The 14487-nt window shown below is 38.3% G+C and carries 13 protein-coding genes and 1 riboswitch; of the genes, 9 read left to right on the top strand and 4 right to left on the bottom strand.

All coding sequences use genetic code 11. The annotated features are described in order from the left end of the window. The first annotated feature begins 73 nt into the window (after nt 1–73). From FIU21_RS07905 to FIU21_RS07890, 4 genes are all read left to right on the top strand, one after another. Entirely contained in the window at nt 74–1060 is a 987-nt protein-coding gene (locus FIU21_RS07905; protein WP_004361150.1) for an HlyD family secretion protein, read from the top strand. 322 nt (nt 1061–1382) lie between these two features. Continuing rightward, the gene (locus FIU21_RS07900; protein WP_036886754.1) at nt 1383–2564 is read left to right on the top strand and encodes an ABC transporter permease; all 1182 of its coding nucleotides are present in this window, start codon (nt 1383–1385) and stop codon (nt 2562–2564) included. A 155-nt stretch (nt 2565–2719) separates the two neighbouring features. Then, complete coding sequence (locus FIU21_RS07895; RefSeq protein ID WP_050759766.1) at nt 2720–4018, top strand: ABC transporter permease; 1299 nt, start codon at nt 2720–2722, stop codon at nt 4016–4018. A gap of 131 nt (nt 4019–4149) precedes the next feature. Beyond that, nucleotides 4150–5241 (top strand): competence protein CoiA family protein, encoded by a 1092-nt coding sequence (locus FIU21_RS07890; protein ID WP_004361144.1) that lies wholly within the window; start codon nt 4150–4152, stop codon nt 5239–5241. A gap of 783 nt (nt 5242–6024) precedes the next feature. Here the strand turns inward: FIU21_RS07890 and FIU21_RS07885 are convergent. The 4 genes from FIU21_RS07885 to FIU21_RS07870 all read right to left on the bottom strand — a co-directional run bounded on the left by FIU21_RS07885 (nt 6025) and on the right by FIU21_RS07870 (nt 9363). Continuing rightward, the gene (locus tag FIU21_RS07885) at nt 6025–6513 is read right to left on the bottom strand and encodes a hypothetical protein (RefSeq protein ID WP_004361142.1); all 489 of its coding nucleotides are present in this window, start codon (nt 6511–6513) and stop codon (nt 6025–6027) included. Between the two features lie 184 nt (nt 6514–6697). Then, nucleotides 6698–7462, bottom strand: a complete 765-nt coding sequence (locus FIU21_RS07880) for an SDR family oxidoreductase (protein WP_004361140.1) — start codon at nt 7460–7462, stop codon at nt 6698–6700. A gap of 115 nt (nt 7463–7577) precedes the next feature. Continuing rightward, entirely contained in the window at nt 7578–8459 is an 882-nt protein-coding gene (locus FIU21_RS07875) for a DMT family transporter (protein ID WP_004361137.1), read from the bottom strand. Further along, nucleotides 8440–9363 carry a DMT family transporter gene (locus FIU21_RS07870; RefSeq protein WP_036886749.1) on the bottom strand — a complete coding sequence of 308 codons (924 nt, stop codon included), beginning with the start codon at nt 9361–9363 and terminating at the stop codon, nt 8440–8442. Before FIU21_RS07870 ends, FIU21_RS07875 begins: the two co-directional genes overlap by 20 nt. 360 nt (nt 9364–9723) lie before the next feature. Beyond that, a riboswitch (TPP riboswitch) is annotated at nt 9724–9822 on the top strand. A 92-nt stretch (nt 9823–9914) separates the two neighbouring features. On the opposite strand from FIU21_RS07870, the gene thiD reads away from it, so the two are divergent. Genes thiD through FIU21_RS07845 form a run of 5 tightly spaced genes read left to right on the top strand, consistent with a single transcriptional unit; the run spans nt 9915 to nt 14346 of the window. Beyond that, nucleotides 9915–10730: a bifunctional hydroxymethylpyrimidine kinase/phosphomethylpyrimidine kinase gene (gene thiD / locus FIU21_RS07865; protein ID WP_004361133.1), complete on the top strand. Its 816-nt coding sequence runs from the start codon at nt 9915–9917 to the stop codon at nt 10728–10730. Then, nucleotides 10727–11362, top strand: coding sequence for a thiamine phosphate synthase (locus FIU21_RS07860; protein ID WP_036886745.1), 636 nt, complete (start codon nt 10727–10729; stop codon nt 11360–11362). The genes thiD and FIU21_RS07860 overlap by 4 nt, the downstream gene beginning before the upstream one ends. Next, nucleotides 11359–12936 (top strand): phosphomethylpyrimidine synthase ThiC, encoded by a 1578-nt coding sequence (gene thiC / locus FIU21_RS07855; RefSeq protein WP_004361131.1) that lies wholly within the window; start codon nt 11359–11361, stop codon nt 12934–12936. The genes FIU21_RS07860 and thiC overlap by 4 nt, the downstream gene beginning before the upstream one ends. A gap of 38 nt (nt 12937–12974) precedes the next feature. Continuing rightward, nucleotides 12975–13748: a sulfide-dependent adenosine diphosphate thiazole synthase gene (locus FIU21_RS07850; protein ID WP_004361129.1), complete on the top strand. Its 774-nt coding sequence runs from the start codon at nt 12975–12977 to the stop codon at nt 13746–13748. A gap of 10 nt (nt 13749–13758) precedes the next feature. Then, nucleotides 13759–14346, top strand: a complete 588-nt coding sequence (locus FIU21_RS07845) for a thiamine phosphate synthase (protein ID WP_004361127.1) — start codon at nt 13759–13761, stop codon at nt 14344–14346. Nucleotides 14347–14487: the final 141 nt, after the last annotated feature.

The raw sequence follows: 14487 nt of genomic DNA, 5'->3' as shown, positions 1-14487 counted from the left end.
CACAAACTCATATCTTAAAGGTTCACATTACAAGAATAAAATACTTAATACATAAAAATTAAACCTCAAAAATATGTCAGCAAAATCACAACATAACAACATACTTTTAGCCGTAATAGGCTTTGTATCTGTAGTAGTTATCGTGGCTGTTATTGGTTATTTCACCATTGACCGCACAGAAGAGACCATACAAGGAGAAGTAGAAGTAAGTGAATATCGTGTAGCTTGTAAGTTCCCAGGACGTATCACAGATATTAAAGTGAAGGAAGGTGACTTTGTTCACAAGGGAGACGTCCTTGCAACATTGGCTATTCCTGAGGCAAGTACACAAGAGAAAGTGGCTGAAGCTGCGGCTGGTGCAACAGATGCTTTGAGTGCTTTGGCAGAAGGTCCTACACGTCGTGAGACTGTAGAAAGTGCTTATCAAGTTTATCAGCAGGCTATTGCAGCAAATGATATTGCCGAAAAGACCTACGGTCGTATGCAACGTTTGTACGACGAAGGAGTGATGAGTGCACAGAAACGTGATGAGGCTATGGCAGCATACGAAGCAACAAAGGCTGGTGTACAAGTTGCTAAATCGCAGTGGGAACTTGCCAAGAATGGTGCCCAGCGTGAGACTAAAGAGGCTGCAAGAAAGCAAGCGCAGGCTGCTCGTTCTGCAGTTGATGTAGTTCGTTCTGTCTTGAAAGAAACCGTACAGCGTGCAACAGCAGATGGAGAGGTTGAAACAATCTATCCAAAGGTTGGCGAACTTGTCGGCTTAGGTAGTCCGATTATGAGCATCTCAATGGTTGATGATATTTGGGGAACCTTTAATGTTCGTGAGGATCAACTCAAGGATATGAAGGTTGGCACTGTTCTAAAAGCCTATGTTCCTGCGCTTGATAAGAATATCGAACTGCGTGTAACCTCCTTAAAGGATAAAGGTTCTTACGCTGTATGGAAGGCTACAAAGACCAATGGACAGTATGATCTAAAGACATTCCAAGTTAAGGCAAAACCAACAAAGAAGGTTGAAGGCTTAAAGCCTGGTATGTCGTTGATAATAAAGAAGTAGGACCTCCCCCAGCCCCTCCAAAGGAGGGGAGTTGCCTAACGGGATAAAATTGGTTGTTTTTTAAGTAACAATCAGTTATTGAATAATGGCAAAATAAAAACCCTCTTAGCATCTTCTATAGATGTGTTGAGGGTAAACACATATGGTGCTGATGGCAAGCACCAATGGTGCTAAGGCTTAACACCAATGATTGAGGGGCTTACTTTACTAATAAGCTATTAAAAAATCATTATTTAAAGACCATCTAACAAAGACAATTAAAGGCAGTTCTCCTCACATAATATCCCTTTATAGAGGGAGTTGAGGAAACTTTTTAATCATAATGAAGAAATTACTCTTATACATAAGAAGGATTGTTAATCTCTCTGCTCGTGAAGTTGGATTAATGATACATAACCCCATCTACATCTGTTGTATGGTGGTTTTTCCTCTTGTTATCATCTTTTTCTTTACATCTCTGATGAGTACTGGGCAGCCAGAGAAACTCCCTTGTGGTGTTGTCGACAACGATAATACTTCTGTTACACGTGCTATGATTCGTCAGTTGGATGGTTTTCAAAGTACACGTGTCGCAGGGCATTACAATAATGTATCTGAAGCACGTAAAGCCATACAGCGCAATGAGATATATGGTTTCCTCTATATCCCAGAAGGAACAACGGCTAAGCTTATTTCTCAGCGGCAGCCTGAGATTTCTTTCTATTATAGTAATGTGACACTCGTTGCGGGCGGTATGATTTTTAAAGACCTCAAGACGGTAACGACTTTAAGTTCTGCGGCTGTTGGTGCAGCCAAGTTGCAGATGCTTGGAAAGACACCTGATGAGATTAAAACAATCATTCAGCCAATAGGTCTCGATGTACACATGGTTGGTAATCCTTGGATGAACTATAATGTTTATTTGAGTAGTATTATGATTCCTGGTATTCTGGTGCTATTCATGTTTCTCATTACCGCCTACTCTATTGGTACCGAGCTAAAATTTGGTAGAGCTAATGAGTGGATGTCTATGGCAGGGAATAATATTTTTTTAGCCCTTACAGGTAAACTATTACCACAGACACTCATTTTCTTAACCATATTCTTAGGTTATGAATGGTATGTCTATGGCTATTTGAACTTTCCACACCCAGGTGGTCTGGGTATGATTGTCTTCCTTGCCATACTTACTGTATTGTCTTCTCAGGGATTCGGTGTTTTTGTCTTTGGGTTGATGCCTTCTCTGCGAATGTCAATGAGTATATGTTCTCTTTGGGCGGTGGTAGGCTTCTCTGCTTGTGGTGCAACCTTCCCACTATTTACTATGGACGGTATGATTGAAGCCTTAGCACAGATTATTCCACTGCGCCATTACTATATGATTTATCAAATCTGTATCTTCAATGGTTATCCATTGATAAATGCGTGGGTGAATGTCGTAGCACTGGTGGCTTTTGCCTCACTGCCAATCCTTGTGATTAGAAATATTAAGCGAGCAATGGTTGAATATGTGTATATACCATAAAGATATACAAGTATCATCCATTAACGGTCATAAAGGATGAGTTTATTTACAGAATACTACCAAAGGAAAAGTTCTATAAAGAGCTATATTTCTGTGTATTACTCATCACTGATTAAATAATCTCTCAAAGAAGAGGGTTTAACAAACGATCAATTATGTCAGAAACAAAGAATACAACGAAGCCTACTAACAAAAAGAAAACAAGCTCAGGACTGCTGAGTTTTCTATCTTCTCTTTGTTATATATGGTGGTTGGAAACGAAGAGTACGATTAAAGACGAAGGAGTATTAATATTCTTTCTCCTTGTACCTTTGGCTTACCCACTGCTTTACTCATGGATATATAATAATGAGGTGGTGCGTGAAGTTCCTGTCGCTATTGTCGATTTATCTCACTCTTCAACTTCACGTGAGTTTATTCAAGACTTTGATGCATCACCTGATGTACGTGCTGCCTACTATTGTAATAACCTGCAGGAGGCTGAAGCATTAGTAGGGAAACAGGCTGTACATGGTGTACTCTACTTTCCAAGTGACTTTGAACGCACTTTGCACCGTGGTGAAAAGGCTCATGTGGGTGTGTATTGTGACATGAGTCTGATGCTTACCTATAAGGCTATCTATCAGACTGCATTGGCAGTATCAATGGAAATGGGTACTGACATAAAGAAAGAACATTCTCTATCGTTTACAGAAAGAGACGAAGAGGTTAGCACCGAACCAATGATAGTAGATGCAGAGCCTATCTTTAACACAACGGGAGGTTATGGTAATGCTATTCTTCCTGGTGTATTGATTCTTATTCTACAGCAAACATTACTTCTCGGAATTGGCTTATCAGCAGGTACAGCACGTGAAAACAACCGTTTCCAAGACCTTGTCCCTATCGGTAAGCACTACAATGGAATTATGAAGATAGTACTTGGCAAGTCCTCTTGCTATTTCATGATTTATTGTGTTATGGCAGCATACGTAACAATGGTTGTACCCCATTTGTTTAACTTCACTATGCTTGCCCGTCCTGCTGACCTCTTTTGGCTTCTTTTGCCATATCTGTTAGCGGTTATCTTCTTCGGTATGACCATCTCATGTCTTGTGCGTTATCGTGAGAATGTGATGCTTTTAGTGGTTTTCACGTCTATTCCATTCCTCTTCCTTACGGGTGCATCATGGCCACAGACCAGTATTCCTGGTGGCTGGCAGGGTGTTAGTTGGCTTATTCCTTCTACATTTGGTGTTCGTGGATACCTACGAATAGCCTCTATGGGTGCGACCATTGATGATGTATTGCCAGAAGTTCGTGCCTTATGGATACAAGCAGCTGTATATTTTGTTACAACCTGCTTTGTCTATAGGTTCCAGATTATCAATGCTCGTAAACATGCTATCTCACACTATCAGATGATTCAAGATAGAATTAAGACTGCTCGTGAGAAGAAGTCTAAGGATAAATAACTCATGAGTATAAATATGAGCGCAATACTATAATATATCTTTGTAAATAATATAGGACTTGTGTCTACATTTGAGTTTACGTGTGTTGCTGTAGGCACATAGAGAAATCATAAATATTATCAGATAAGGAAATGAATATTAATTACGTATTTTCATGGGCAGAGAATTCGAATGGAGAAATGGTACATGTAGATAGTGTACCAAGAGGGCAACAGTGTGGTTGTATTTGTCCTCGCTGTCACGAGAATTTACTTGCACGGCATGGGGATGTGAGAGAACATGGGTTTGCTCACCATAGTGATAATCGCGGAGCTAATCTTAATATTTGCTATGAAGTTACCTTATATAAGCTTGCAGAACAAATTATTAAAAATAAGAAGAAAATACATACTTCATCATACTATGATATTTTTCCAGCAACAGATATTTACTTTGTAGATGTGAAAATTGATAGTTATTATAATAGAGAAGATAAACAACCAGATGTAATTGCAATAACAGAAGATGGGAAACAATACCTTATAGAGTTTACCTTTAATTCTAAGGTCCAGCATAAAGAAAAAATTGATTATAAGAATCTTACTTGTCTCGAGATAGATATAACCAACCAAACTCTTGAGTCATTAGAATCTTTTCTTTTAGAGTCAGACAAGGAACGTAAATGGCTTAATAATCAAATATATTTTAAAGGCATTGAGGAGAAATATAGAAATAATGGCAAAAAGATAAAAGTCGTAGAGGAATCTATTTGTGCAAATTGTAAGATTAAATATTATTGCTGTGGTGTTAAACAAAAGAATAGTTTAGATCTATTGGTTATAGAGCATAGTGGAAAAAAATATCGTTTATGTAAACAAAAAGAGTTACACAAAAGGATAGAAAAATTAAATTCTCAGTTTTCGGGTGCTAAACTACATAAACATATAGAGAATGATAAAGATTTATCTATAAGTGTAAACATGTCCAATTATTGTGATTACGGACAAGATTTGCAAGAAAAACTTGAAAATATTAAAAGAAAGGAAGAAGAGGAAAAACGTAGAAGAGAGGAAATGGAATCCTTACACAATCCCTCAGATAGAACTTGTTTTGAATGTCGTTCAAATCTTGTTTGGGCTAATAAAAATGGTTATGCTAATTGTGGAGCATGGAAAAGTCTAAATGTACCTCAAAAAACACCCCCAACATGTGCGAAAACATGCAAGAATTTCAAACGTAAATGATAAAATAGATAATGCTATTAGATAATATTTTATTTCTTATAGGATCATACCCACAAAAAAGTGATTACATATATGTAAAAATAAAATCATACAATCCGTTTTGCATAACGATTAATAGCGCTTCAACTGAGGCTTAAATGGCTTGCAAAAGGTGCCCTTTTGAAGTCTTACTAACGCCCTTTTAAAGTCCTATTAAGCACCTCTTATCATGCAATCTTGTAATAACTTAATAACAAGATAGTTACAAAGGCGAATAAAATGGTACTTTTTTACCTAATTTTTACAAGTAGACTAAGGGTTGATGTAAATATATTTCGCAACAGTATGATTATTTTTATGGCAGTATATAATAAGAATTATTGCATGAGATTCATCCCATTTATATCATATTTAGTTTTTTAAAAATCCCATATACCAACGAGATGATAGCACCTATCCACCCTCTTATATACATATATTCGCCACCTCCTCCAGAATGATGAGCCTTAGAACATATCCATATCATAATGATCCCTACTATTATATAGTTTGTTCCCTCTAAGACTTTATTAAACAATCCTATAAGACCTAAGGTAAAAATAACACATAAAGAAATATATGCAACTGAAGAAATCAAAGTGTTTATCTTTTGAAAATGTCTCAAACAATAAAAGAGATAGCAAGACAAACATATAATCAGAAGTCCAGATATACTATATAATCCCATTACTTTAATTTATTAGTGTAAACAAATAGATATTGGGTTAACTTTATCGTTTCACAACAAGAAAGGCGTTGCTTATTTTAATCATCCCTTGTGTAATACTTTATAAGAATATTCTCCAAACAATTAATGTCAATTTGATCACAATTAATGTCAATTTGATCACAATTAATCTCAATTTTATCGTACATATCTGGTAATGATATGGTATCAATAATGTTATAGTCTTCTAAATCTACAACAATAACTTCTAATTCAGTTGCAATAAATAATTTTTGGTTAACCTTTACCATTTCACAAAAAAGAAACATCAAGTCCAAATACATAATTCTGTGTTTCTTTTCAAAATCATAAATGGCAAAATTTTGGTCAATCCCTATTGCATATATTTTCGAGGATAAATCTAAAAACTGAGGTAGTAATAGGTCGCTTGACCATGCAATTTTTATATATGAGTTGGCATTTATTATTTTTCCATATTTCCGATAAACATCATTATGAAGGTCATCAAAAATGGCTTCATAATCTAATTCTTTATATGTATTATGGTCAATAAATTCAAGTTTCATTTCTTCTGCATATTTAGTAAAGTAAGTAGAGATACGAGTTCATACGTCTATTTCTGACCAACTATAATAAACGTATAAACCTGTATCCTCACGCTATAATTACTTTTTATTTCTCTTTTTTGCTAATAAAAACACTTTGTTTATGTGCTAAAAGCTATCCAAGGTGACCGAAGAAAGTTGATATTTACTTTGATGTGTCTCTATGTAGCACACTTCCATTTGCCTGATGCGTAGCAAGAACGAGCACTTCGGCAATCTGGACATGGGCTGGTGCAGAAGCAGCATAGAACACAACCTCAGCTATATCGGCGCCAGTGAGTGGCTTAACACCCTCATATACCTTTTCAGCACGAGCATCATCGCCATGGAAACGTACGTTAGAGAAGTGGGTCTCTACCAATCCTGGTTTTACATTCGTCACACGTACAGAGGTATGTGCAAGGTCAATACGAAGTCCGTCGGTAATCGTCTTAACAGCTGCCTTTGTACCACAATAGACATTACCGCCTGCATAAGCTGCGTCACCAGCTACAGAACCGATGTTAATAACATGTCCGCTATCACGTTTTACCATTCTTGGAACAACAAGGCGTGTCATGGTTAAGAGTCCTTTGATATTGGTATCAATCATCGTTTCCCAATCCTCAAAGCTGCCCTCATATTCTGGTTCTAATCCAAGAGCCAAACCAGCATTGTTTATTAAGACATCTATCTGCTGCCATTCAAGTGGTAGGCTATTGATAGCTGCGGTTGCTGCATTACGATTGCGTACGTCAAAAGCAAGTGCTAACACTCTTACTCCTTCTGCTTCGAGTTCTTTCTTTAGGTTAGCAAGAAGTTGTGCTCTACGCCCAGTAATGATAACATCATATCCTCCTTGCGCAAACTTACGTGCGCAGGCTTCGCCAATTCCACTGGTAGCACCAGTAATTAATGCTATTTTTTTCATATTATGACTAAGTTATTATTTAAAGACAATATAGTTTAAGTCGGACTAATAGAAAGGTGAGTTTACCCTCCTATCGGTTTCTTATCTAATAGTTGGTATCTACAAAACATTACTTTTATTTATTCGACACCGCCACACCTATTAATATCAACGCACTCCCGACATACGCTATGGCTGTCATCGGCTCGTTGAGGAAGATAGCACTGGTTGCTACTGTAGTGATAGGGTTAAGGTATAGATAGTTAGATGATGTCATGGCACCAATCTTCGCAATGACTAATGTCCACAGAACAAAGCAAAGGAAAGATGCTACAAGTCCAAGGAACAATAGGTTTAAGATTACTTTTGGTGTGAGAAGCATGGAAGTGGTTGCCGTCCATGGGTCAAAAAGAAAGGCTGGCAATACTGTTACAAGTCCGTAGAAGAAAATCTTACGTGTTATAAAAACAGCTGAATAACTGTTTGATATCTTCTTCATTAGTAAGGAATAAACAGCCCAACATAGTGATGCCAACAAGGTGAGAAGGTCGCCCCAAGGATTCAGATGTAAGACAAAACTACCATTAAAAATGACAATGGCAACACCCATTAAGGCTATTAATGAACCGAGAATCAATGACCAACTTGCTTTAATACTCTTCACAAAGGTAATACCAATTAGCACAGTAAGCAGTGGTGCAGTACAAACAATGAAACTAACATTATTGACATAAGTAAGTCCCACGGCATAGTTTTCTGCAAGGAAGAACACCGAACCTCCCGTTATACCTAATAAAACCATAATTAATTCATCACGCCATGTACGAGAAAAGAGCTGACGTGGCGAGATAAACCATATACAAATATAGGCAATAACAAACCGCAGAAAGAATATTTCTAACGGTGTTAGTCCACTGTTATAAAGCACTTTTGTGTTTACAAAAGTAGTGCCCCATACGGCAACAATAGCAATGGCAAGAAGATGCCATAGTATGTTTTTATTCTTGATGTTTGGCATATTTCCTTAGAGGATTAGGTAAAGTTTTGCCCTTTGTGATAAGAATTATTACGGAAGTAATGATAAGTACACAACCAATAATAATAGATGTTGTGAGTGGTTCGCCCATGAGTGTGATACCAATCGTCATTGCAGTGAGAGGCTCAAAGGCTCCTAAGATAGCAACACTGGCAGAATCAATCAAGGTGAGTGAACGTACCAACGTTACATTACTGATAGTGGTTGGAATCAAACCTAATAGTATCAATGAAAGGAAAGAGTCTGCGTTAGAGATTCGCTGTACGCCTCCTGTTGTAAATGTTGCATAAAGAATGAGTAGCAACATTGCCATAAAAAAGATGTAGAAATTAACCTTCAACGCCGGCAACTTACGAATACGCATGTTAGGGAAAAGTACCATATAGATAGCATACAGCAGTCCTGAAGACATTGCAAGTGTAACACCCCACATCGACTTAATACCGTCTGTATGCCCTATTCCACCAAGAAAAGCCACACCGGCAATAGCAAGTAAAATAGCTAAGGATATGCGAATTGTAAGTTTTTCGTTAAAGAAAAGAATGAGAAGAATCTCCGTCCATACCGGATAAGAGAATAGCAGGGTGGTAGCTATACCACCAGGCATATATTCGTAACTACTGAAAAGACATACAGCCGACACAGCATACAGAATCGAAAGGAATGTGATACGGAGTCCATCTCCCCATCGTATATGCAGATTTTGCTTACGCCATAAGAGGATCGCCATCATAAAAAGGCAACCGAAGGCAAAACGATAGATTAACACTGACGGCAATAACATTCCCGATTCCATTACAGGAATGGAGAAAAACGGGATAGTACCAAACGTAATTGCAGAAAGGCTGGCATAGCCATAACCCTTTATAGTGGAAGAATTATTCACGATTTATATGTGTGTTGTTTAACGCTAATATAAATGCAAATTTACATATTTTTCTGTAATATATGTACCGAAAACTCCTATAAAAAGGTCAAGAATAGAGAATAATGACTATATCTGAGGTATGGCAACAATAAATAGCTTTCATTTTGGCTAAGTATTGCAAGGCATTTAGCACCCAACACCATTGGTGTTTACCATTAGCACCACATGTGCGGAGCATCAACTCCTTGGCAAACATAGTCTTTTAATTGGGGAGAGAACTATATAATATGGCGTACTAAACGTTAAATATAAGTTAAATCTTAGGTAACTATTTCCTATTTAAGTAATAACATTTACTTTTGTCAACCAATAAATAAATTAAGAAACAAGGGGTGCTTCACAATTGTGTTGCTGAGATTATACCCATAGAACCTGACGCTGATAATGCAGCCGCAGGGATTGTCTCATTCTATACTTACACTTTGTTTGTCATTAATGGGACTGTTTTCTATCTCGTATTATCTTTTGAAAAACTGCAATAGACGTACCTCTACAAACCGATATATTGAATGAGGTATATTTGTGTATTGACAATTGCAGGCTCTGACTGTAGCGGTGGAGCTGGAATACAAGCAGACATAAAGACTATGTCAGCCTTGGGCGTCTATGCAGCAACTGCTATTACATCTATTACTGTGCAAAATACGAAGGGTGTACAGGCTGTTCATGGAGTGAATCCTCTTATCGTTGCAGATCAGATTAAGGCGGTTATGGACGATCTAAAACCTGATGCTGTAAAGATTGGGATGGTAAATGATTGTGCTACTATACACGCCATAGCTGATACTTTAAAGCATTATCCGAAGTGTCCGATAGTGATTGATCCTATAATGGTGTCAACAAGCGGCTTTAATCTTATGAAACCAGATGCTTTGGAACTATTTTGTCATTCTTTGCTTCCAATGTCTACTCTGCTGACTCCTAATCTTCCTGAGACAGAAATATTGTCTAACATGAAAATAAAAACCATCGATGATATGGATATAGCAGCACAAAAGATAATGAGTTTAGGCTGTAATGCGGTTCTGATGAAAGGAGGACACATAGATGGAGGTGAAAAGGTTGACAGACTTTATATGGCTAATGGAGGCGTACAAACTTTCACTCATAAGACAATAGCCACCCGAAATACACATGGAACAGGTTGCACTCTATCCTCTGCTATCACTTCTTATATAGCACGTGGACTGGATTTAGTTGATGCTATAGCGGCTGCAAAGAAGTATCTTTCTCAAGCATTGGCGGCAGGTAAGGATATTCATATAGGCGAAGGACACGGACCTGTTAACCATTTGTTTAATCCTGAGAAACTAATAACTTTATGATACAATTTATTACGCATGCCAATGATCGCTATGATTACTTAGATGGCGTTCGAATGGCACTTGAAGGAGGATGCCGATGGATTCAACTTCGAATGAAGGATGCTTCAGAAGAGGAGGTTCTAAAGACTGCAGAAAGTACGAGAAAACTATGCAGACAATATGATGCAGTCTTCCTTCTTGATGATTATGTAGAGCTGGTAGAAAGGTCGGGAGCTGATGGTGTGCATCTTGGTAAGGACGATATGCCTATCGATGAAGCACGTCGTCTTCTGGGAAAGGATAAAATCATTGGTGGTACAGCAAATACTTTTGAGGATGTCAAACGTATTTTTTTTGCTGGAGCAGACTACATTGGTTGCGGCCCTTTCCGTTTTACTACTACCAAGAAAAAGCTATCTCCTATCTTAGGGTTAGATGGCTATAGACGTATCATTGAGCAAATGACCGCTTACGGGATTAATATCCCTGTCATTGCTATTGGTGGTATACTTCTACAAGATGTATCGGATATAATGCAGACAGGGGTAAGTGGCGTAGCTATTAGTGGTGCTATCCTTAATGCTAACAATGATGACAACCCAGTTACCACAATGAAAAGATTTATCAATAAACTTAAATCAAGCAATAAATGAAAACAGAATTCAAGTTTAGTTATCCTTCCTCTGAGAAGGTTTACCTAAGTGGAAGACTCTATCCTGAGATCAAAGTGGGTATGCGTAAAGTACATCTTACTCCTACTGTTACTATCAAGAAAGGAGAAAGATGTGAGGAAAACAATGCTCCTGTGTATATATATGATACCAGTGGAGCTTACAGTGATCCTAATATTGATATCAACTTAGAGTGCGGACTGCCTAAACTACGACAGTCTTGGGTCATAAAACGTAAGGAAAGACAGACCCAAATGTATTTCGCCAAACAGGGTATTATAACTGAGGAGATGGAATATGTTGCCATCAGAGAGAATATGAATTGTGAGGAGTTGGGTATCAGTACGCGTATCACTCCAGCGTTTGTATGCAAGGAAATTGCCGAAGGGAGGGCTGTAATACCTGCTAACAAAAAGCATCCAGAATCTGAACCGATGATTATTGGGACGAACTTTCTTGTGAAGATAAACGCCAATATCGGCAATTCCTCCACATCTTCTGGTATCGAACAAGAGATTGAAAAGGCGGTTTGGAGTTGTAAATGGGGTTGCGATACATTAATGGATTTATCTACAGGTAAGGATATTCATGAAACACGAGAACAAATTCTTCGCAACTGTCCTGTACCAGTTGGGACAGTACCTATGTATCAAGCTTTTGAGAAAGTTAATGGAAAGATTGATGCTCTTAACTGGGAAATCTTCCGTGATACCTTGATTGAACAGTGCGAACAAGGAGTGGATTACTTTACAATTCATTGTGGCATACGATTAAAGAATATACATCTTGCTGACAATCGATTGACAGGTATCGTAAGTCGTGGTGGTAGTATTATCTCTAAATGGTGCAAGGAACATCAAAGAGAGAATTTTCTCTATGAGCATTTTGATGATATATGTGATATCTGTGCAAGGTATGATGTTGCTATATCGTTGGGAGATGGACTTCGTCCTGGTTGTACACACGATGCGAATGATGTGGCTCAATTTGCCGAACTTGACACGATGGGTGAACTGGTTGAGCGTGCATGGGCAAAGAATGTGCAGGTCTTTATTGAAGGACCTGGTCATGTTCCAATGCATAAAATCAAGGAGAATATGGAACGACAGATTAATAAGTGCCATGGCGCGCCATTCTATACATTAGGTCCACTCGTCACAGATATTGCACCAGCTTACGATCATATCACGTCTGCTATTGGTGCATCTCTCATAGGATGGTATGGTACTGCCATGCTATGTTATGTAACACCAAAGGAACATCTTGCCCTACCTGAGAAAGAAGATGTACGTATTGGTGTCATCACTTATAAGATAGCTGCCCACGCAGCAGACCTTGCAAAGGGACATCCGAGTGCTTCTATCCGTGATAATGCATTGAGTAAAGCACGTTACGACTTCCGTTGGAAAGACCAGTTTAACTTAGCACTCGACCCAGAACGTGCGCTTGAATATTACAAAGCAAGCAACTCTATTGATGCGAACTATTGTACAATGTGCGGCCCACATTTCTGTGCTGCACGTATTAGTCATTCTCTCAAGAACTGTGAGGAATAAACAAAAGAATAACAATTATCCATAAATATAAATTTATTATGATTGAAACACAAGTATCAAAAGGTATTATTAGTACCTATTTCGACAAACTTCAGCGTAATTTAGATCTCGATGTTGCCATCGTTGGTGGTGGCCCTTCTGGTATTGTAGCAGCGTATTATCTGGCGAAAGCAGGGCTTAGAACTGCTCTGTTCGATCGTAAGCTGTCGCCAGGCGGAGGTATGTGGGGTGGCGCAATGATGTTCAACCAAATTGTTATACAGGAAGAAGCATTGCACATTGTTAAGGACTTCAATATCAGCTATCAGCCTTATGAAAACGAACTTTATACCATTGACTCCGTTGAAAGTACCTCCTCTTTGCTTTATCATGCAGCACATGTTGGAGCAACAATCTTCAACTGCTATTCTGTTGAAGATGTTGTCTTCAAGAATGATGTTGTAAGTGGTGTTGTTGTCAATTGGACTCCAGTCCTTCGAGAAGGACTACATGTCGACCCATTAAACATCATGTCTAAATGTGTGATTGATGGTACCGGTCACGACAGCGAGATATGTAAAGTTGTGGCACGTAAGAATGGTATCCAACTTGACACTGCTACAGGCGGAGTTGTGGGTGAAAAGTCCTTAGATGTGGCTGAAGGTGAACGCATGGTCGTTGAAGGAACACGTGAAATTTACCCTGGACTCTATGTATGTGGCATGGCTTCTTCAGCCGTAGCAGGAACTCCAAGAATGGGTCCAATATTTGGTGGTATGTTACTATCAGGCAAGAAGGTAGCCGATTTGATTATAGAGAAACTAAAGAAATAAATATCATCTAATGAAATGGATAACCATTACCTCTCCCGAATTCTTATCGGGAGAGGCTACTTTCATAAGTAAACTCTTTTCACAAGGGCTTGACTTATTGCATCTGCGTAAGCCAGAAGCATCATTAGAAGCCTACAAGCAGCTTCTTCTTCAAATACCCGAACAGTGGCACAGTAGAATCGTTCTGCACGAACATTTCGAATTGGCAGAAGAATATAAGCTTCATGGTATTCATTTGAATCGGCGCTATTCTGTGGCCCCCAATGCTTATCATGGAAGCATCTCTTGCTCTTGTCATACAATAGAGGAAGTTATAACACAAAAAGACTCAAAAGACTATGTATTCTTGAGTCCTATCTTCGATAGTATTTCTAAGGTTGGATATCATGCAGCCTTCTCCCCTACCTTACTTAAGCAGGCAGCTATCGAGAATGTAATTGACGAGAAAGTAATTGCCTTGGGAGGTATAACTGCTAATAACATTCCACTTGTCAAAGAATGGCACTTTGGTGGCGTTGCGTTATTAGGAGATATATGGAAGCGTATGTCAGACCCACAAGTAGATGAATATCTGATGCATATTCGAACACTTCTTTAATTAAGTTCAGACTAATATGAATTCAAACTCAACAAAAAAGATTCTTCAATTGACCTTTTATTATTCCTCTAATAAATAAAAATACCTTTCATCTTGTTTCACTCTTCACCTTTCGCACTATTGGTGTTTACCATCCGCACC

The organism is Prevotella melaninogenica, from assembly GCF_013267595.1.
Taxonomy (GTDB): Bacteria; Bacteroidota; Bacteroidia; order Bacteroidales; family Bacteroidaceae; genus Prevotella; species Prevotella melaninogenica_D.
Note: the sequence above shows the minus strand (reverse complement) of the source record. Positions and strands in the feature narration are given on the sequence as shown.